This window comes from Pseudomonas sp. P5_B3 (genome assembly GCF_056400405.1).
The window spans coordinates 17,143-37,015 of the sequence record NZ_JBFULI010000056.1; the positions used below are offsets into that span (position 1 = coordinate 17,143).

Here is a 19,873-nt window from a genome sequence, read left to right on the forward strand (position 1 = left end):
ACTCGTGTCTCTGATCGCTTCTGACCACTTCCGCATCGTTGTCGGCCTCGGCAAGAGCGGCATGTCCCTGGTTCGCTTCCTGGCGAACCGGGGCGTGGCGTTTGCCGTGGCCGATACGCGGGAAAATCCACCGGAACTGGCCACGCTCAAGCGTGACTATCCGCACGTGGAAGTGCGTTGTGGCGAACTGGACGTCGAGTTCCTGTGCCGTGCCGACGAACTCTACGTCAGCCCCGGTCTGGCGCTGGCGACCCCGGCCCTGCAGGCAGCCGCCGCTCGTGGCGTGAAATTGTCCGGCGACATCGAACTGTTCGCGCGTAACGCGAAGGCGCCGATCGTGGCCATCAGCGGTTCCAACGCGAAAAGCACTGTCACCACCCTGGTCGGCGAAATGGCGGCTGCGGCAGGTAAGCGTGTCGCCGTCGGCGGCAATCTCGGTACCCCGGCGTTGGACTTGCTCAGCGACGACATCGAGTTGTACGTGATGGAACTGTCGAGTTTCCAGTTGGAAACCACCGATCAGCTCAACGCCGAAGTGGCGACCGTGCTCAATATCAGCGAAGACCACATGGACCGTTACAGCGGTCTGCCGGCCTATCACCTGGCCAAGCACCGGATCTTCCGGGGCGCCAGGCAGTTCGTGGTCAATCGCCAGGATGCCCTGAGTCGCCCGTTGATGGGCGAGGGCCAGCCGTGCTGGACCTTCGGTCTGAGCAAACCCGATTTCAAAGCCTTCGGTATCCGTGAAGAAGACGGCGAGAAATACCTGGCCTTCGAGTTCCAGAACCTGATGCCGGTGCGCGAGTTGAAGATTCGCGGTGCCCACAACCAGTCCAACGCCCTGGCAGCCCTGGCGCTGGGCCATGCGGTTGGCCTGCCGTTCGATGCCATGTTGTCGAGCCTGCGCACCTTCGCCGGTCTCGAACATCGCTGCCAATGGGTCCGTGACCTCGACGGCGTGGGCTATTACAACGATTCCAAAGCCACCAACGTCGGCGCCGCACTGGCGGCCATCGAAGGTTTGGGCGCAGACATCGACGGTAAAGTCGTGCTGATCGCCGGTGGCGACGGCAAGGGTGCCGAATTCAAGGACCTGCGCGATCCGGTGGCGGCCAACTGCCGCGCCGTGGTGCTGATGGGCCGCGATTCCGACAAGATCGGTGAGGCCATCGGCGACGCCGTACCGCTGATCCGCGCCGGCTCCCTGGTCGAAGCCGTCGAGCAATGCCGCGCCGCAGCCCAGCCGGGCGACGTGGTGCTGTTGTCGCCAGCCTGCGCCAGTTTCGACATGTTCAAGAACTACGAAGACCGCGGTCACCAGTTCGTCCAAGCCGTGGAGGATCTGGCATGAGCCTGAGAGACATCATCAAGCCATACCCTTCGCCGATCATCACCGGACGCGGTATTGACCTCGATTTCCCGATGCTCGCCGGTTGCCTGACGCTGCTCGGCCTTGGGCTGATCATGATTGCCTCGGCATCGACCGAAGTGGCGGCAGTGCAGTCTGGCAGCGCCCTGTATTACATGATTCGCCACCTTATTTACGTGGTGCTGGGTCTGGGGGCCTGCATCGTCACCATGATGATCCCGATTGCCACCTGGCAACGCCTGGGCTGGTTGATGCTGCTGGGTGCATTCGGCTTGCTGGTGATGGTGATCGTTCCGGGGATCGGCCGTGAGGTTAACGGCTCGATGCGCTGGATCGGCTTCAGTTTCTTCAACGTCCAGCCTTCCGAGATCGCCAAGGTGTTCGTGGTGATCTACCTCGCCGGCTATCTGGTGCGTCGCCAGAAAGAAGTGCGTGAAAGCTGGATGGGCTTTTTCAAGCCGTTCATCGTGCTGCTGCCGATGGCGGGCCTGCTGCTGATGGAGCCGGACTTCGGTGCCACCGTCGTGATGATGGGTGCCGCGGCGGCGATGCTGTTCCTTGGCGGCGTCGGGCTGTTCCGTTTTTCCCTGATGGTGGTGCTGGCCGTCGGTGCGGTGGTGCTGTTGATTCAAATGCAGCCGTATCGAATGGCGCGTCTGACCAACTTTGCCGATCCGTGGGCTGACCAGTTCGGCGCCGGCTATCAGTTGTCCCAGGCATTGATCGCTTTCGGTCGCGGCGAATGGCTGGGCGTTGGCCTGGGCAACAGCGTGCAGAAACAGTTCTACCTGCCGGAAGCCCACACTGACTTCGTATTCTCGGTCCTGGCCGAAGAACTGGGCGCGGTGGGTTCGCTGTGCACCGTGGCACTGTTCGTCTTCGTGTGTATTCGTGGCATGTACATCGGTTTGTGGGCCGAGAAGGCCAAGCAGTTTTTTGCTGCTTATRTCGCCTACGGCTTGTCGTTCCTGTGGATTGGTCAATTCCTGATCAATATCGGCGTGAACGTCGGCCTGCTGCCGACCAAGGGACTGACCCTGCCGTTCCTCAGTTACGGCGGCAGCTCGTTGGTGATTTGCTGCGCCTGTCTCGGCTTGTTGCTGCGCATCGAGTGGGAAAGTCGAACCCATCTGGGCAGTGAAGAGATGGAGTTCCATGAGAGCGACTTCGCCGAGGAGTCGAACCATGGGCGCTAACGTCATGATCATGGCCGGCGGCACCGGTGGCCACGTGTTCCCGGCGCTGGCCTGCGCTCGCGAATTCCAGGCGCGCGGTTATACCGTGCACTGGCTCGGCACCCCGCGTGGCATCGAGAACGACCTGGTGCCGGCGGCCGGTATCGAGCTGCATCGGATCAACGCCAGCGGTCTGCGCGGCAAGGGCAAATTGTCCCTGCTCAAGGCACCGTTCATGTTGTTCAAGTCGGTCTGGCAGGCGCGGGCGATCATTCGCCGTCTGCAACCGGTCTGTGTCGTGGGTTTTGGTGGTTTTGTGACCGGCCCTGGCGGTGTCGCGGCCAAACTAGCCGGCGTGCCGGTGATCGTTCACGAGCAGAACGCCGTGGCCGGTACCGCCAATCGGTTGCTGGTGCCGTTGGCCGCCCGAGTCTGTGAAGCGTTCCCCGACACCTTTACCCTGTCGGGCAGCCGCCGGACCACCGGTAATCCGGTGCGCACCGAGCTGTTCCTCGAGACATCGCGACCTGCCCTGACCGGTCGCAAGGCGCGTTTGCTGATCCTGGGCGGAAGCCTGGGCGCAGAGCCGTTGAACAAGTTGCTGCCTGAAGCCCTGTCGCAAGTCGCTGCTGATCTGCGTCCGGAAGTGTTCCATCAGGCCGGCAAAAACCACGATGAAGTGACTGCAGAGCGCTATCGCGCGGCTGGCGTCGAGGCGCAGGTGCAGCCCTTCATCAAAGACATGGCCCAAGCCTACAGCTGGGCCGACCTGGTGGTATGTCGCGCAGGCGCGCTGACCATCAGTGAACTGGCCGCCGCCGGTCTGCCCTCGATGCTGGTGCCTTTGCCTCATGCCATCGACGATCACCAGACCCGCAACGCCGAATATTTGGCCCGTGAAGGCGCAGCCTTCCTGATGCCGCAAAGAACGACTGGCGCAGCGGATCTTGCCGCTCGCCTGACAGAGGTCCTGATGCAACCACAACGACTCAACGAAATGGCTACCGCGGCACGCCGCCTGGCCAAACCCGATGCCACCCGTAACGTGGTCGATAGCTGCCTGGAGGTGGCCCATGGTTGAGAATCAGAAAGCCATGCCGCAACCGGAAATGCGCCGCATCCGCCGCATCCACTTCGTCGGTATCGGCGGTGTGGGCATGTGCGGGATTGCTGAAGTGTTGTTGAACCTGGGCTATGAAGTGTCCGGTTCCGACCTGAAGGCTTCGCCGGTGACCGAGCGTCTGGAGTCCTTCGGGGCGCAGATCTTCATCGGCCACCGCGCCGAGAACGCCGCTGCCGCCGACGTGCTGGTGGTGTCGAGCGCCGTGAACACGTCCAACCCGGAAGTCGCAACCGCACTGGAACGTCGTATTCCGGTGGTGCCGCGTGCAGAGATGCTGGCGGAGCTGATGCGCTATCGCCACGGCATCGCCGTTGCCGGTACCCACGGCAAAACCACAACCACCAGCCTGATCGCTTCGGTGTTCGCGGCCGGTGGCCTGGACCCGACGTTCGTGATCGGTGGCCGCCTGAATGCCGCGGGCACCAATGCCCAGCTCGGCACCAGCCGTTACCTGATCGCCGAGGCCGACGAAAGCGATGCGAGCTTCCTGCACTTGCAGCCGCTGGTGGCCGTGGTCACCAACATCGACGCCGATCACATGGCGACCTACGACGGTGACTTCAACAAGCTGAAGAAAACCTTCGTCGAATTCCTGCACAACCTGCCGTTCTACGGTCTGGCGGTGGTGTGCCTGGACGACCCGGTGGTGCGTGAAATCCTCCCGCAGGTCAAGCGTCCGACCGTTACCTACGGCTTCGGCGAAGACTGCGACGTGCGCGCCATCAATGTGCGCCAGCAAGGCATGCAGACCTTCTTCACCGTACTGCGTCCCGACCGCGAGCCACTGGATGTTTCGGTGAACATGCCGGGCAACCACAACGTATTGAACGCCCTTGCGACCATCTGCATCGCCACCGACGAAGGCGTCAGCGATGAAGCCATCGTCCAGGGCCTGTCCGGGTTCCAGGGTGTCGGCCGACGCTTCCAGGTCTACGGCGAACTGCCGGTAGACGGCGGCAATGTGATGCTGGTCGACGACTACGGTCACCACCCGACCGAAGTCGCGGCCGTGATCAAGGCCGTGCGCGGTGGCTGGCCGGAGCGCCGCCTGGTGATGGTCTACCAGCCGCACCGTTACAGCCGCACCCGTGACCTGTACGACGATTTCGTCAATGTGCTGGCTGACGCCAACGTACTGCTGCTGATGGAAGTCTACCCGGCCGGCGAAGAGCCGATTCCGGGCGCCGACAGCCGCAAGCTGTGCAACAGCATCCGTCAGCGTGGCCAGCTCGACCCGATCTACATCGAGCGTGGCGTCGACCTCGCACCAGTGGTCAAGCCGCTGCTGCGCGCCGGCGACATCCTGCTGTGCCAGGGCGCCGGCGATATCGGCGGTCTCGCACCAAAACTGTTGAAAAGCGAGTTGTTCGCCGGTGCCGTTGCCGCGCCGGAGAAGGGGAAGTTGAAATGACTGCTGCCTACGCCAACCTGGTCTCCACGATCGCGCCGAAAGACTTCGGCCGCGTCGCCGTGCTGTTCGGCGGCAAGAGTGCCGAGCGTGAGGTCTCCCTGAAGTCGGGTAACGCCGTTCTGGACGCACTGCAAAGCGCCGGTGTGGACGCGTTCGGCCTCGACGTGGGCGATGACCTGCTGCAGCGACTGCTCAACGAAAAGATCGACCGCGCCTTCATCATCCTCCACGGTCGTGGCGGTGAAGACGGCAGCATGCAGGGCCTGCTCGAATGCCTGGGCATTCCGTACACCGGCAGCGGCATCCTGGCTTCGGCCCTGGCCATGGACAAACTGCGCACCAAGCAGGTCTGGCACAGCCTGGGCATTCCGACCCCACGTCACGCGGTACTGAGCAGCGAAGCCGATTGTATTTCGGCGGCGACGGAACTGGGCTTCCCTTTGATCGTCAAACCGGCCCATGAAGGTTCAAGTATCGGTATGGCCAAAGTGAGTTCCGCGTCCGAATTGATCGACGCATGGAAAGCGGCCAGTACCTACGATTCGCAAGTGCTGGTCGAGCAATGGATTCACGGTCCGGAGTTCACCATCGCCACCCTGCGTGACCAGGTGTTGCCACCGATTGCCCTGAGCACGACGCACAGCTTCTACGACTACGACGCCAAGTACATCGCCAACGATACCCAGTACCGCATTCCGTGCGGTCTGGACAGCGCCAAGGAAAAGGAACTCATGGACCTCACGGCGAAAGCCTGTGAAGCGCTGGGTATCGCCGGTTGGGGCAGGGCAGACGTGATGCAGGACGCCGAAGGGCAGTTTTGGTTCCTGGAAGTCAACACCGCACCGGGCATGACCGATCACAGCCTGGTGCCGATGGCGGCCCGTGCCGCCGGTCTGGATTTCCAGCAACTGGTTCTGGCCATTCTGGCCGAGAGCGTTGCCGGCAACACTGCCGGTAACCAAGAGTCGACGAGAGGTTAAGGCCATGCAAGGCGCTCAGCTCAGACATCAGCCCACCGCACCGACCGGCCGCAAGCCGGTGCCGCGGGGTGCCAGCCGAATGGTGGCCAAAGAGCCGATGTCCGCGCGCCTGCCGAAAGCCAACTTCGGTTTTCTCAAAGCGTTGTTCTGGCCGGTAGTGCTGGTGGCTTTGGGGTTCGGTACTTACGAAGGCGCGACACGGCTGTTGCCGTATGCCGACCGGCCGATCACCAGAATCAATGTGCAGGGCGACTTGAGTTACATCAGCCAGCAAGCAGTGCAGCAGCGGATCGCCCCTTACGTGGCGTCGAGCTTCTTCACTATCGACCTGGCGAGCATGCGCACCGAGCTGGAAACGATGCCATGGATTGCCCACGCCGAAGTGCGCAGGGTGTGGCCGGATCAAGTGGTGATCCGCCTGGAAGAACAACTGCCGGTGGCCCGTTGGGGCGACGAATCGCTGTTGAACAACCAGGGGCAGGCGTTCACTCCGCGCGAGCTGGCGAACTACGAACACTTGCCTCAGCTGTTCGGCCCGCAGCGGGCTCAACAGCAAGTGATGCAGCAATACCAGGTGTTGAGCCAGATGCTCAGGCCGCTGGGCTTCTCGATTGCACGCCTGGAACTGCGTGATCGCGGCAGCTGGTTCCTGACCACCGGCCCCGGCAGCGCGGGTCCCGGGATCGAACTGCTGCTGGGACGCGGCAACCAGGTGGAAAAGATGCGCCGTTTCATCGCCATCTATGACAAGACGCTCAAAGAACAGATTACGAACATTGCGCGCATCGATCTGCGCTACGCCAACGGCCTCGCTGTTGGCTGGCGGGAACCTGTAGCGCCCACGGCAGCCCAACCCGCTGTCGCGAAGAATTAAGAAGAGGCAGGACCCATGGCAAACGTGCAAAGCGGCAAAATGATCGTCGGTCTCGATATCGGCACCTCCAAGGTGGTGGCGCTGGTGGGCGAGGTCGCGGACGACGGCACGCTGGAAATCGTCGGGATCGGTACCCATCCGTCCCGTGGCCTGAAAAAAGGCGTGGTGGTGAACATCGAGTCCACCGTGCAATCGATCCAGCGCGCCATCGAAGAAGCGCAGCTGATGGCGGGTTGCCGGATTCACTCGGCGTTCGTCGGCGTGGCCGGCAATCACATCCGCAGCCTGAACTCCCACGGCATCGTGGCGATTCGTGATCGCGAAGTCAGCTCGGCGGACCTTGAGCGTGTACTCGACGCGGCCCAGGCCGTGGCGATCCCGGCTGACCAGCGAGTGCTGCATACCCTGCCGCAGGATTACGTGATCGATAACCAGGAAGGCGTCCGCGAGCCACTGGGCATGTCCGGCGTGCGTCTGGAAGCCAAGGTCCACGTGGTCACCTGCGCCGTCAATGCCGCACAGAACATTGAAAAATGCGTGCGTCGTTGTGGCCTGGAAATCGACGACATCATTCTCGAACAGCTGGCTTCCGCGTATTCGGTACTGACCGATGACGAGAAAGAGCTGGGCGTGTGCCTGGTGGACATCGGCGGCGGCACCACCGACATCGCGATCTTCACCGAAGGCGCGATCCGCCACACCGCGGTAATCCCGATTGCCGGCGACCAGGTGACCAACGACATCGCCATGGCGTTGCGCACTCCGACCCAGTACGCCGAAGAAATCAAGATCCGCTACGCCTGCGCCCTGGCCAAGCTGGCCGGTGCCGGTGAAACCATCAAGGTGCCAAGTGTTGGCGACCGTCCACCACGCGAGCTGTCCCGCCAGGCCCTGGCCGAAGTGGTCGAGCCGCGCTACGACGAACTGTTCACGCTGATCCAGGCCGAACTGCGCCGCAGCGGCTACGAAGACCTGATCCCGGCCGGCATCGTGCTGACCGGCGGTACATCGAAGATGGAAGGCGCTACCGAACTGGCCGAGGAAATCTTCCACATGCCGGTGCGCCTGGGCGTGCCTCACGGCGTGAAAGGTCTGGATGACGTGGTGCGCAACCCGATCTATTCCACCGGCGTCGGCCTGTTGATGTACGGCCTGCAGAAGCAGTCCGACGGCATCTCGTTCTCGGGCATCGGCAGCCGCGACAGCTACAGCAACGAAGAGCCACAGGCTCCGCTGCTGGACCGCCTGAAGAAGTGGGTCCAGGGCAATTTCTGAAGATTTACCGTTACACCGTTACACCGAAGCACGCAGTAGGCGAAAAAACTAGAGAATGTAAAGGAGAGGGAAAATGTTCGAACTCGTAGACAACATCCCCGCAAGCCCGGTAATCAAAGTTATCGGTGTCGGCGGTGGCGGCGGCAACGCTGTCAACCACATGGTCAAGAGCAACATCGAAGGCGTCGAGTTCATCTGCGCCAACACCGATGCTCAAGCGCTGAAAAGCATCGGCGCGCGGACCATCCTGCAACTGGGCACCGGCGTGACCAAAGGTCTCGGCGCTGGCGCCAACCCTGAAGTAGGTCGTCAGGCCGCTCTCGAAGATCGTGAGCGCATTGCCGAAGTCCTCCAGGGCACCAATATGGTGTTCATCACCACGGGCATGGGCGGTGGTACCGGTACCGGTGCTGCGCCAATCATTGCTGAAGTGGCCAAGGAAATGGGGATCCTCACCGTTGCGGTGGTGACTCGTCCGTTCCCGTTCGAAGGCCGCAAGCGCATGCAGATCGCCGACGAAGGTATTCGTCTGCTGTCTGAAAGCGTCGACTCGTTGATCACTATTCCCAACGAGAAGCTGCTGACCATCCTCGGTAAAGACGCCAGCCTGCTGTCGGCTTTCGCCAAGGCTGACGATGTACTGGCCGGTGCCGTTCGCGGTATCTCCGACATCATCAAGCGTCCGGGCATGATCAACGTCGACTTTGCCGACGTACGTACCGTGATGAGCGAAATGGGCATGGCGATGATGGGCACTGGCTGCGCCAGCGGTCCGAACCGTGCACGTGAGGCCACCGAAGCGGCCATTCGCAACCCGTTGCTGGAAGACGTGAACCTGCAAGGTGCGCGCGGCATCCTGGTGAACATCACCGCCGGTCCTGACCTGTCCCTGGGTGAGTACTCCGATGTGGGTAGCATCATCGAAGCCTTCGCTTCCGAGCACGCGATGGTCAAGGTCGGTACCGTTATCGATCCGGACATGCGCGACGAGCTGCACGTGACTGTTGTTGCCACAGGACTGGGCGCTAAAATCGAGAAGCCTGTGAAGGTCATCGACAACACCGTCCACACTTCGATGTCCACACAGCCACAACAACAGGCCCCTGTTCGTCAGGAAGCTCCAGCGGTGAACTACCGTGACCTGGACCGTCCGACCGTCATGCGCAACCAGGCCCAGGCCGGTGCTGCGGCTGCCGCGAAGATGAATCCGCAAGATGACCTGGACTACCTGGACATCCCGGCATTCCTGCGTCGTCAGGCCGATTGATGAAATGTATCAGGGGTATTAGGGTGATTGGTGTTCAGCAAAGGTCTGGTCTGCTATCATCGCCAGCCTTTGTTGATACCAGTTCGCAATTTGCGCTGAAGCGGCCCATGCCATGATTAAACAACGCACCCTGAAGAATATTATCCGTGCCACAGGTGTCGGCCTGCACTCCGGGGAGAAGGTCTACCTGACCCTCAAGCCAGCGCCTGTCGATACCGGCATTGTGTTTTGTCGCGCCGACCTCGACCCCGTGGTGCAGATTCCTGCCCGCGCGGAAAACGTTGGTGAAACCACTATGTCGACCACGCTCGTTAATGGTGACGTCAAAGTGGACACGGTAGAGCACCTGCTCTCGGCCATGGCAGGCCTGGGCATCGATAACGCCTACGTCGAGCTCTCCGCGTCCGAAGTCCCGATCATGGATGGTAGCGCTGGACCTTTCGTATTCCTGATTCAATCGGCTGGCCTGGAAGAACAGGACGCCGCCAAGAAGTTCATCCGCATCCTGCGTGAAGTGACAGTGGAAGACGGCGACAAGCGCGCCACTTTCGTCCCTTTCGAAGGGTTCAAGGTGAGCTTCGAGATCGATTTCGATCACCCGGTTTTCCGTGACCGCACACAAAGTGCAAGCGTGGATTTTTCCAGCACTTCGTTTGTAAAAGAAGTCAGCCGCGCCCGTACCTTTGGTTTCATGAGTGACATCGAGTACCTGCGCAAGCACAACCTCGCACTCGGCGGCAGCGTTGAAAACGCTATTGTGGTCGACGCCGATGGCGTACTGAACGAAGACGGCCTTCGCTATGAAGACGAATTCGTGAAGCACAAGATTCTCGATGCAATTGGTGACCTCTACCTGCTGGGCAATAGCCTGATTGGTGAGTTCAAGGGCTTCAAGTCCGGCCACGCGCTGAACAACCAGCTGCTGCGCAAGTTGATTGAGCAGACAGATGCCTGGGAAGTCGTGACGTTCGAAGACGCCAGTACTGCACCGATCTCTTACATGCGTCCGGTTGCGGCCGTGTAAGTAAAAAACCTCTCTAGTTTTTAAAGGCTGCCTTCGGGTGGCCTTTTTTTATGTCCCGAATTTTGTGTTGCCTGGGCTGACCTCATCGTCGGAACGCCGCCCATCCAATGAAAATCCTATTCGGCACAAACAACCCGATTACGCCCCCCTTCCTTGGCCTGATACAACGCCTTGTCGGCACTGAACAGCAATTGCTCCAGGTTGATATCGCTGACCTCCGTCCAGGTGGCAATACCGATACTCACGCTCATCGGCGGTTCACCGGCGTCCACCATCGGCAATTTTTGCACCGCCTCGCGGATTTGTTCGGCGATCTGCCGCGCGCCTTCGCTGTCAGTTTCGGCCAGGACCACCGAAAACTCTTCACCACCATAGCGAGCCACCAGGTCTGCCGGGCGATGGACACTGGCGCGGATGACCTCGGCCAATGCCCGCAAGGCGTCGTCGCCGGCCTGATGCCCGTGCCGGTCATTGAAGGCCTTGAAGTGATCGGCATCGATCATCAGCAACGACAACGGCTTGCCGCTGCGCTGCGCACGAAACCACTCATGGCGCAGGGTCTGATCAAGGGATCGACGGTTGGCCACGCCGGTCAAGGCATCGGTGGCCGCCAATAGCGCCAATTCCTGCTCGGCATATTGGCGCAGTCGCAGCTCGCGGCAGAGCAGCCAGGTCAGCCACAACAGACCGATGCACAAAACCCCCGTCGCACCGCTGATCACATAGACCGTGCGGTTCCAGGTGGCGAACACTTCATCGATGGAAAGGGCCACGATGACGGTAAGCGGCAGATTGCCGACCCGGGAAAAGGTGTACAGGCGCGGTTGATGGTCGACACTCGACACGCTTTCGAAGGTACCACTGCGCTCCTGCAGCATACGTGCGACGTTGGGGCGGCTGGAGAAGTTCTTGCCGATGGCGTTTTGTTCCCGGTACGGCTTCTGCGCCAGGAGAATCCCCTCGTCGTTGATGATGCCCAGCGTACTGCCGGTACCGATATCGAGGCTGTTGAACAGTTGATCGAAGTAGCTCATGCGCATCGACGCCACCGCGACCCCCAGAAACTCACCCGTGGGAGAGGAAATGCGTCGGCTGAAACTGATGCGCCATTCGTCGCTGTCATCGCAGTCGCAGCGCGGCTTGAACGGACGGCTGATGAACATGCCGGAGTCGCGATTGAAGACATGGGCCAGGAAATAATCGCGGTCAGCGAAGTTGCCCGGTTTCGGTTCGATCAACGATGAGTCGGCCAGCACGTCGCCGTGCTTGTCCAGCAGCAGGATGTCGCCCTTGTAGCGCGCGGTTGTGGAGCGGTCGAACAGCACCAGGTGACGTATCTGCGGCGAAACCTGTTTCAGGTCGTCCCGTTGGGCGGCGGCGATCAGGCCCTGCAAGGTCAGGTCATAGAGCTCGACCGTACGCAGGACATCGGCATCGATCAGTTGCGCAATGGTGGTCGCGCTGCGTGTGGCGGTCTGCTGGGCATTGGCGTGCTCGCGGATCAGCAGGAAAGTGACGATGCACAGGATCGAGATGACAGTCAGGGTGCTACCGAGGATCACCATGATCTCGGGTCGCCCGGGCGGGCCTTGAAATTGCGGGGTGCGGCTTGCGGTCATAGGGCTGACGTCTGCTAAAGGGACGTTGTAAGCGTAGTTGCATAAACGTAGCAGCCGAGTGAATCGTTTCTGTTGCGCGAACGATTGATCAATTACGTGGGCGTCAGTGACTTGCGTTGCAAAATTTGCAATGAAGGTTGAGTCGCCAATAAAAAAGCCGCTGACAGCAGCGGCTTTGCAGACAACTTTTCAAAGGGAAGAGCCGATGAAAAGTGTCAAGGGAAACGGGAGTGATCGGTGCAGATCAGCTGTCTTTCTCGGCCTGGGCGTCTTGCGCAGCCTTGGCGGTCATCTCGATCTGATGCTCTTCGAACGCCGCAGCGCGTGCGGTGTTATGCGCGACGAAAGTCTGCGACTCTTCCGCCATCGTCAACGGCGACAGGAACAAAGAGGACAAAACGAAAGCGCTGGCAATACCCATACTGTTGGACATCTTTAAAACCTTCTTGCTTGGCAAGTGCTGTTTGGTGCGGGCAAAGATAAGGATATGGAGCGAGGGGAAAAAGAGTGGATTCATGAAAGGACTGTTGCGGCAACAGCAATAGTTGGTTGAGCGCACACTTGTGTTCAACCCGAAACCAATGTGGGAGCGAGCTTGCTCGCGATAGCATCACCTCGGTTCAGAAGTTGCACCGAGTCGCCTGTATCGCGAGCAAGCTCGCTCCCACAAGGGAATGGGGATTCAGACGGGCAGATGAATCCCGAACGTATTCATCCCATGGTCACTGCGCACGAACACATCGCCGCCGTGCATCAACGCAATCGCCTTGACGATGGCCAGCCCTAAACCGTGATTGTGGCCGCTGTTGCTGCGCGAAGCATCAACCCGATAGAAGCGCTCGAACAGCCGTGGCAGGTGTTCACGGGCAATCGGCGAACCGGGGTTGGCGACGCCGATGCTGACCTGGTGTTCTGCGGCTTCAATGCGCACCTGAATCACCTGCCCGGGCGCGGTGTGTCGCACCGCGTTGTTCAGCAGATTGATCAACGCCCGGCGCAGATGAGCGATCTCGATCCGCACTTGCGCGTCACCACTGACCTCAACCCGGACCTGAGCGTCCTCGAGAATGAAATCCAGGTACTCCAGGGTTGTAGCCACTTCATCGGCCAGTGAGGTTGAGGTGAGTTTGGTCGCTTTGCTGCCCTGATCGGCGCTGGCGAGGAACAGCATGTCGTTGATGATCGAACGCAGTCGCTCAAGCTCTTCGAGGTTCGATTGCAGTACTTCGAAGTAATGCTCGGCGGAGCGTCCGCGGGTCAATGCGACCTGGGTCTGGCCGATCAGGTTGGTCAGTGGCGAGCGCAGTTCGTGGGCGACGTCGGCGTTGAACGATTCAAGGCGCGAGTACGCTTGTTCAACCCGTTCCAGGGTCGAGTTGAACGAGCTGACGAATTGATCAAGCTCCGGCGGCAACGGCGACAGGCGCAAGCGCCCTGAGCGCAATGGCGGGGCCAGGCGCTGGGCTTCCTGGGACAGTTTGATCAGCGGTTTGAGGCCGATCCGCGCCACCCAGTAACCCAGTGCCGAGGCCAGCAGCACACCGGCAATCGCCAGGCTGATCAACGCGATCAGCAGTTGATGCTGGGTATGGAAAAATGTTTCGGTGTCGATGGCGATCATGAAGCGCAGCGGTGGGCGCTGGTCCTTGGCCGGGAACTCACTGACCAGCACTTTCAGCGGATAGGGGTGATCCGGCAGATGCATGTCGCGGGTGCCCAGCGGCCCTTGGGCAAAGGCGCGGATCTGCGGGGTCAGGTTGCCGTATTCGTAGTGCGGATCGCCGCTGATGATCCAGAAACTGATGCGCTTGTCTTCTTCACTCAGCAGATTGAGCTTGTTGTTGATCTTCACCCAATGCTCGGGCGTGCCGTATCGGCCGACCGTGGATTGGAGCACGCTGTAGCGCGCATCCAGTTCGGCCTCGGGCAACAGGCCCAGGCCTTTGTCGACCTGTTGGTACAGCGCCCAGCCGATCAGCAGGAACACCAAAAGCGCCACCAGCGTGAACATTCCGCTTAAACGCAGGGCGATCGAGTTACTGGACACCACGGCTCTCCAGCACATAACCCATGCCGCGAATGGTGTGCAGCAGTTTCTCTTCGAACGGCCCGTCGAGCTTGGCTCGCAGGCGTTTGATCGCGACTTCGACCACGTTGGCGTCGCTGTCGAAATTGATGTCCCAGACCATTTCGGCAATGGCGGTTTTCGAAAGGATTTCGCCCTGGCGCCGGGCCAGCACGCTGAGCAGCGAGAACTCCTTGGCGGTCAGGTCCAGGCGTGTACCGGCGCGGGTGGCCTTGCGGCTGATCAAATCTATCCACAGGTCGGCGATGCTCACCTGCACCGGTTCATGACCGCCGCTGCGCCGGGTCAGCGCTTGCAGGCGCGCCACCAGTTCAAGGAAGGAAAACGGTTTGCCCAGATAGTCATCGGCGCCTTCACGCAGGCCCTTGATGCGATCTTCCACACGCTCGCGGGCGGTGAGCATGATCACCGGGGTTTGCTTGCGCGCACGCAGGGCGCGCAACACACCAAAGCCGTCGAGGCCCGGCAGCATCACGTCGAGGACGATCACCGCGTAGTCGCTCTCCAGCGCCAGATGCAGGCCTTCCACACCATCGCGGGCCAGATCCACGGTGAAACCCTGTTCCGTCAGGCCGCGGTGCAGATAGTCCGCGGTTTTTTCCTCGTCTTCGATAATCAGAACGCGCATGACCCCGCCTCAGTCTGTGCTCGCCAGCGCCGGTACTGGCGAAGGTTTGGGCCTATGAAATAACCGTTCCAGCCACAAGTATATGACCGGCGTGGTGAACAGCGTCAGCGCCTGGCTCACCAGCAAGCCGCCGACCACCGCGATTCCCAGGGGCTGACGCAACTCGGCGCCGGTGCCATAGCCGAGCATCAACGGCAGGGCGCCGAGCAGGGCGGCGAGGGTGGTCATGATGATCGGCCGGAACCGCGTGATACAGGCCTTGAAGATTGCTTCCTCAGGCGACAGTCCGCCATTGCGCTGCGCTTCGAGGGCGAAGTCGATCATCAGGATGCCGTTTTTCTTGACGATACCGATCAACAGCACCAGCCCGATCAAGGCCATGATCGAAAAGTCCTGGCCGCAGATCCACAGCATGATCACCGCGCCGAGGCCCGCCGAAGGCAAGGTCGAAATGATCGTCAGCGGGTGCACGAAACTCTCGTAGAGCACGCCGAGAATGATGTACACCGCCACCAGCGCTGCCAGGATCAGCCACGGCTGGCTGGCCAGCGAACTCTGGAACGCCTGGGCCGCGCCCTGGAAATTGCCGCTGATGGCGGTCGGCATGCCGATGTCGGCCTTGGCCTGGTTGAGCATGATCACCGCATCGCCCAACGCCACGCCGGGCGTCAGGTTGAACGACAGGTTGGCCGCCGGGAACATGCCGTCATGGGCGATGGACAGCGGGCCGATGGTCGGCGCATCAAACCTGGCCAGGGCTGACAACGGCACCATTTCCCCGCTCAGGGGCGAGCGCAGGTAGAAGTAATTGAGGCTCTCGGCCTTGCCGCGCTGCCTGGTGTCCAGTTCCAGGATCACGTTGTACTGGTTGACCTGGGTCTGGAATTCATTGATCTGGCGCTGGCCGAACGCATCGTACAGCGCTTCGTCGACGTCGGTGGCGGTCAGGCCGAAACGGGCTGCGGCACTGCGGTCGATGCTGATATGGGTGATGCTGCCGCCCAGTTGCAAGTCATTGGAAATGTCGCGGAAGGCCGGGTTGGCACGCAGTTTTTCCGTCAGGCGCTGGGTCCAGGTGCTGAGTGTGCCGCCGTCGTTGCTCTTGAGTACATATTGGTACTGTGCACGGCTTGGGCCGGAGCTGAGGTTGATGTCCTGGCCGGCGCGCAGGTACAGGACGATACCCGGCACTTTCATCAGTTGCGGACGAATCCGGTCAATGAACTGGCTGGCCGAGACATCGCGGTCGCTGCGTTTTTTCAGGGTGATCCAGAAGCGGCCGTTGGCAATGGTCTGGTTACTGCCCGAGACCCCGACGGAATGTGAAAACGTTTCGACTGCGGGGTCGGCGGCGACGATTTCGGCCATCGCCAGGTGTTTTTTCACCATGTCGCCGTAGGAAATATCGGCAGCAGCTTCGGTGGTGCCGAAGACGAAACCGGTGTCCTGGATCGGGAAGAAACCCTTGGGAATGAAGATGTAACCGGCGACGGCCAGAGCCAGCGATAAAGCGAACACACCGATCATCGCTTTCTGGTGGGCGAGGGCACGGCGCAGGCCTTTTTCGTACCAGGCCAACAGGCGTTCACCGAAGCCCGGTTTGTCGTGGGCGTGATGCACCGGCGCGCGCATGAACAGCGCCGCCAGCGTCGGCGCCAGGGTCAGGGATACCACCACCGAAATCATGATGGTCGAGGTGGCAGTCAGGGCGAATTCCTTGAACAGCCGCCCGACCACGCCACCCATGAACAGCAGCGGAATGAACGCTGCCACCAGCGAGAAACTGATCGACACCACGGTGAAGCCGATTTCGCCGGCGCCCTTGATCGCGGCCTCGCGCATGCCGTCGCCAGCCTCCAGATGACGGTGGATGTTCTCCACCACCACGATCGCATCGTCCACCACAAAGCCCACGGCGACCACAATCGCTACCAGAGTCAGGTTGTTCAGGCTGAAGCCCATCACATACATCAGCGCAAAACTGGCGATCAGTGACACTCCGAGCACTGCCGACACGATCAGTGTGGCCGACAGTTGCCGCAGGAACAGCGCCATCACCGCCACCACCAACATGATTGCAATCAACAGGGTAATTTCCACTTCATGCAGCGAGGCACGGATGGTCTGGGTGCGGTCGATCAGCGTCTTGACCTGCACCGAGGCGGGGAGCATCGCTTCCAGTGCCGGCAAGGCGGCCTGGATACGGTCCACCGTCTCGACGATGTTGGCGCCTGGTTGGCGGAAGATCACCAGGTTGACCCCCGGTTGCGAGCCCGCCCACGCCTGGATGTAGGCATCTTCCGAACCGTTGACGACTTTGGCGACATCTCGCAGATGAACCGGTGCACCGTCCTTGTAGGAAACAATCAGCTGGCTGTAGTCCTCCGGGTGGAACAACTGGTCGTTGGTGGACAGGGTCGAGATGCTCGACTCCCCGTAAAGCGCACCCTTGGCCAAGTTGAGGCTGGTCTGCTGGATCGCCAGGCGGATGTCGGCGAGGGTCAGGCCGATGGCCGCGAGCTTGTCCGCCGAAACCTGGACGCGGATCGCCGGACGCTGCTGACCGGTGATGACGACCTGGCCTACACCGTCGACCTGACTGAGCTGACGGGACAACAGGGTTTCCGTCAGGTCGCTGAGCTCAGGGCCTGGCATCAGCGAGGAGTTGACGCTGAGGATCAGCACCGGGCTGTCGGCCGGGTTGACCTTGCGCCAGGTCGGCAGGTTCGGCATGTCCTTGGGCAGTTTGCCCGCGGCAGTATTGATCGCCGCCTGCACTTCCTGGGCGGCGGTGTCGATGCTCTTGTCGAGGGTGAATTGCAGGGTCAGGTTGGTCGAGCCCAGTGCACTGCTCGAGGTCATCTGGGTCACGCCGGGAATGGCGCTGAATTGCACTTCAAGGGGCGTGGCCACCGAGGAAGCCATGGTTTCCGGGCTGGCGCCGGGCAGTTGCGCGGCCACCTGGATGGTCGGGAATTCTGCCTCCGGCAACGGCGCTACCGGCAGGCGCGGAAACGCGATGACACCCAGCAGCACCAGGGCGAACGTCAGCAGGACGGTGGCCACCGGATGGTCGATGCACCAGGCTGAAACCGAACCATGGCCCTTCATTGCGCCGCCTCCGATCGCACCACTTGCGGCGGCTCGGTCAGCACTTGCACAGTAGCGCCGGGCTTGAGCCGCGACTGACCATCGCTGACCAGCACATCACCCGGCTTCACGCCCTTGATGATGTCCTGGCCGCTGCCTTGATAGACCATCTGCACCTGCACGGCTTCGACCTTGTCGCCATTGACCCGGTACACGAAGTGCTGGTCGAGGCCGCGTTGTACGACTGTCGGCGGCACCACCAGCGCATCTTTATCCAGGGCTGTCTGAATTTTTACCGTCACCAGCAGGCCCGGCCAGAGCTTCTGCCCTGGATTGTCGAACTCGGCCTTGGCACGGATGGTGCCGGTGCTGGCGTTGATCTGGTTGTCGATCAGGGTCAGGTGGCCTTCGCCGAGCAGGTTGCCGGTTTCGCCGTCGGTGTCGGCACCGATGTAGGCCTTGACCTGGGCGTGCTGTGGGTCGTTGATCAGGCCCTGCAAGGTCGGCAGCATTTGCTGCGGCAGGGAGAACTCCACGGCGATCGGGTCGATCTGCGTCACCGTAAATAGTCCTTTGGCGTCGCTCATGCGCAGGAAGTTGCCTTCATCCACTGTGCGAATACCGACACGACCGCTGACCGGTGAGCGAATTTGTGTGTAGGAAAGCTGTACCTCGGCGGAGTCAATCGAGGCCTGGTTGCCTTGGGCGGTGGCCTTGAGCTGGTTGACCAGGGCCTGCTGCTGGTCGTAAGTCTGCTTGGACACGCCGTCGTCGACGCTCAGCAGTTTGTAGCGCTTGAGATTCACCTGCGCCACTTGCAGTTGCGCCTGGCTTTCGCCCAGTTGTGCCCGGGCCTGGTCGAGGCTGGCGCGGATCGACCGGTCGTCGATGGTGGCCAGCAGGTCGCCTTTTTTCACCAGTTGGCCTTCCTTGACCATGATTTTGGTGAGAATGCCGTCGATTTGCGGGCGGACCACGACGCTGTGCAGGGACAACACCGAACCGATGCCGCTGACATAGCGCGGCACGTCTTTCTCGGCAACGGCGACCACTCGCACGGGGATGGCGGTGGGAGGGGCGAGTTTGGCTTTGGCCGGTTTGGCGACATACCACAGGCCCAGCGCTGCCAGAACGATCAGAAGGGCGACGAGCAGGGCGGATTTTTTCTGGGTTCGCATGCGAGTGGGGCGCCGGGGCTGGGTGGTCGGTTGGTATTTTCCTTTATAAACCTGTTTGCCGGTCAGGAGGGTGACGGCTAACTGACTGCGCTGTCAGCTTGGGGGACTTGGCGGCCTCTGGGCCGACCATGGTGTTGGTTGACCGTATGCATATCCGTTTCTTCGGTGATGGCGACTTATGGTTCCGCCCTTACGGCGGGTCACTTGGAAAAGCCCCAAGTAACCAAGGGCTCTTGCCCCTGACGTTCGGTGCCTCGCTGTGGCTCGRCATGCCCTCGCTCCGGTCCTGCTCCGTGGGCCCGCCGCCATCGGCCATCCATGGCCGGGGGCGGCTAACCCGGCATCCATGCCAGGTTGCCCACTACGCAGAACCTCCACTCGGCCTCTCGATGGGGCGTGCACCGCAACAGCGCCCGAGGCGGCCTACCGGCCGGCCTGATTCTTTGGTCCGTACGCATTTCAAAACTGTAGGAGCGAGCCTGCTCGCGATGGCGGCCTGATAGCCGACCGATCTCATGCAGATGTACTCGATCCCTAATGAAATGGCTACCCCCGCCGCCCCCTGTGATCGACCACTAAGCTTTCACAGGGGGCTTATCGGAGATCATTGCCATGAGCAAAGTAGCTATTGCCGCCATCGATCTGGGAAAACACACCTTTCATCTACATGCACAGGATGATCGTGGTCACGAGCTGTACCGCAAAAAATTCAATCGGGTAGCGCTCATGCAGCACCTGATGAACCTTGAGCCCTGCACTGTCGTGATGGAGGCC

General features: G+C 61.0%; 15 protein-coding genes and 1 pseudogene. 10 read left to right on the top strand and 6 right to left on the bottom strand.

Annotated features, from left to right (window positions below; translation table 11 throughout):
* Window positions 1-4 precede the first annotated feature (4 nt).
* The 9 genes from murD to lpxC all read left to right on the top strand — a co-directional run bounded on the left by murD (window position 5) and on the right by lpxC (window position 10,498).
* Complete coding sequence (gene murD, locus AC1DRN_RS25015; protein ID WP_223461212.1) at window positions 5-1,351, top strand: UDP-N-acetylmuramoyl-L-alanine--D-glutamate ligase; 1,347 nt, start codon at window positions 5-7, stop codon at window positions 1,349-1,351.
* On the top strand, window positions 1,348-2,565 hold the full coding sequence (gene ftsW / locus AC1DRN_RS25020) for a putative lipid II flippase FtsW (protein ID WP_477786833.1): 1,218 nt from the start codon (window positions 1,348-1,350) through the stop codon (window positions 2,563-2,565). The genes murD and ftsW overlap by 4 nt, the downstream gene beginning before the upstream one ends.
* Window positions 2,555-3,625, top strand: a complete 1,071-nt coding sequence (gene murG / locus AC1DRN_RS25025; RefSeq protein ID WP_223461215.1) for an undecaprenyldiphospho-muramoylpentapeptide beta-N-acetylglucosaminyltransferase — start codon at window positions 2,555-2,557, stop codon at window positions 3,623-3,625. The genes ftsW and murG overlap by 11 nt, the downstream gene beginning before the upstream one ends.
* A complete protein-coding gene (gene murC / locus AC1DRN_RS25030) occupies window positions 3,618-5,078 on the top strand; it encodes a UDP-N-acetylmuramate--L-alanine ligase (protein ID WP_150727953.1) in 1,461 nt (486 codons plus the stop codon). Before murG ends, murC begins: the two co-directional genes overlap by 8 nt.
* Complete coding sequence (locus AC1DRN_RS25035; protein WP_477786834.1) at window positions 5,075-6,058, top strand: D-alanine--D-alanine ligase; 984 nt, start codon at window positions 5,075-5,077, stop codon at window positions 6,056-6,058. The genes murC and AC1DRN_RS25035 overlap by 4 nt, the downstream gene beginning before the upstream one ends.
* Window positions 6,059-6,062: 4 nt before the next feature.
* Window positions 6,063-6,932, top strand: a complete 870-nt coding sequence (locus AC1DRN_RS25040) for a cell division protein FtsQ/DivIB (RefSeq protein WP_223461220.1) — start codon at window positions 6,063-6,065, stop codon at window positions 6,930-6,932.
* Between the two features lie 15 nt (window positions 6,933-6,947).
* Window positions 6,948-8,207, top strand: a complete 1,260-nt coding sequence (gene ftsA / locus AC1DRN_RS25045) for a cell division protein FtsA (RefSeq protein ID WP_007989901.1) — start codon at window positions 6,948-6,950, stop codon at window positions 8,205-8,207.
* Window positions 8,208-8,280: 73 nt separating this feature from the next.
* Window positions 8,281-9,474, top strand: coding sequence for a cell division protein FtsZ (gene ftsZ, locus AC1DRN_RS25050; protein ID WP_223461222.1), 1,194 nt, complete (start codon window positions 8,281-8,283; stop codon window positions 9,472-9,474).
* 112 nt (window positions 9,475-9,586) lie between these two features.
* On the top strand, window positions 9,587-10,498 hold the full coding sequence (lpxC, locus tag AC1DRN_RS25055; protein ID WP_007939852.1) for a UDP-3-O-acyl-N-acetylglucosamine deacetylase: 912 nt from the start codon (window positions 9,587-9,589) through the stop codon (window positions 10,496-10,498).
* A 116-nt stretch (window positions 10,499-10,614) separates the two neighbouring features.
* On the opposite strand, the gene AC1DRN_RS25060 is transcribed toward lpxC, so the two are convergent.
* The 6 genes from AC1DRN_RS25060 to AC1DRN_RS25085 form a co-directional block, all read right to left on the bottom strand.
* The gene (locus AC1DRN_RS25060; RefSeq protein WP_223461224.1) at window positions 10,615-12,117 is read right to left on the bottom strand and encodes a sensor domain-containing diguanylate cyclase; all 1,503 of its coding nucleotides are present in this window, start codon (window positions 12,115-12,117) and stop codon (window positions 10,615-10,617) included.
* A gap of 244 nt (window positions 12,118-12,361) precedes the next feature.
* On the bottom strand, window positions 12,362-12,550 hold the full coding sequence (locus AC1DRN_RS25065; RefSeq protein WP_223461226.1) for a hypothetical protein: 189 nt from the start codon (window positions 12,548-12,550) through the stop codon (window positions 12,362-12,364).
* 249 nt (window positions 12,551-12,799) lie between these two features.
* A complete protein-coding gene (locus tag AC1DRN_RS25070; RefSeq protein WP_223461228.1) occupies window positions 12,800-14,164 on the bottom strand; it encodes a heavy metal sensor histidine kinase in 1,365 nt (454 codons plus the stop codon).
* On the bottom strand, window positions 14,154-14,831 hold the full coding sequence (locus tag AC1DRN_RS25075) for a heavy metal response regulator transcription factor (RefSeq protein WP_056726212.1): 678 nt from the start codon (window positions 14,829-14,831) through the stop codon (window positions 14,154-14,156). Before AC1DRN_RS25075 ends, AC1DRN_RS25070 begins: the two co-directional genes overlap by 11 nt.
* 9 nt (window positions 14,832-14,840) lie before the next feature.
* The gene (locus tag AC1DRN_RS25080; RefSeq protein WP_223461230.1) at window positions 14,841-17,942 is read right to left on the bottom strand and encodes a multidrug efflux RND transporter permease subunit; all 3,102 of its coding nucleotides are present in this window, start codon (window positions 17,940-17,942) and stop codon (window positions 14,841-14,843) included.
* Window positions 17,939-19,099 (bottom strand): efflux RND transporter periplasmic adaptor subunit, encoded by a 1,161-nt coding sequence (locus AC1DRN_RS25085; protein ID WP_223461232.1) that lies wholly within the window; start codon window positions 19,097-19,099, stop codon window positions 17,939-17,941. The genes AC1DRN_RS25080 and AC1DRN_RS25085 overlap by 4 nt, the downstream gene beginning before the upstream one ends.
* A gap of 612 nt (window positions 19,100-19,711) precedes the next feature.
* Here AC1DRN_RS25085 and AC1DRN_RS25090 point away from each other — a divergent pair.
* A pseudogene (locus AC1DRN_RS25090) lies at window positions 19,712-19,873 on the top strand (IS110 family transposase); the annotation flags it as partial.

Bases quoted from the DNA above. Each gene is read 5' to 3' on its own strand.
- AC1DRN_RS25085 (WP_223461232.1), bottom strand. From the start codon at position 19,099: ATGCGAACCCAGAAAAAATCCGCCCTGCTCGTCGCCCTTCTGATCGTT.
- AC1DRN_RS25080 (WP_223461230.1), bottom strand. From the start codon at position 17,942: ATGAAGGGCCATGGTTCGGTTTCAGCCTGGTGCATCGACCATCCGGTG.
- ftsZ (WP_223461222.1), top strand. From the start codon at position 8,281: ATGTTCGAACTCGTAGACAACATCCCCGCAAGCCCGGTAATCAAAGTT.
- AC1DRN_RS25065 (WP_223461226.1), bottom strand. From the start codon at position 12,550: ATGTCCAACAGTATGGGTATTGCCAGCGCTTTCGTTTTGTCCTCTTTG.
- ftsA (WP_007989901.1), top strand. From the start codon at position 6,948: ATGGCAAACGTGCAAAGCGGCAAAATGATCGTCGGTCTCGATATCGGC.
- AC1DRN_RS25060 (WP_223461224.1), bottom strand. From the start codon at position 12,117: ATGACCGCAAGCCGCACCCCGCAATTTCAAGGCCCGCCCGGGCGACCC.
- murC (WP_150727953.1), top strand. From the start codon at position 3,618: ATGGTTGAGAATCAGAAAGCCATGCCGCAACCGGAAATGCGCCGCATC.
- lpxC (WP_007939852.1), top strand. From the start codon at position 9,587: ATGATTAAACAACGCACCCTGAAGAATATTATCCGTGCCACAGGTGTC.
- AC1DRN_RS25040 (WP_223461220.1), top strand. From the start codon at position 6,063: ATGCAAGGCGCTCAGCTCAGACATCAGCCCACCGCACCGACCGGCCGC.
- AC1DRN_RS25075 (WP_056726212.1), bottom strand. From the start codon at position 14,831: ATGCGCGTTCTGATTATCGAAGACGAGGAAAAAACCGCGGACTATCTG.
- AC1DRN_RS25035 (WP_477786834.1), top strand. From the start codon at position 5,075: ATGACTGCTGCCTACGCCAACCTGGTCTCCACGATCGCGCCGAAAGAC.
- murG (WP_223461215.1), top strand. From the start codon at position 2,555: ATGGGCGCTAACGTCATGATCATGGCCGGCGGCACCGGTGGCCACGTG.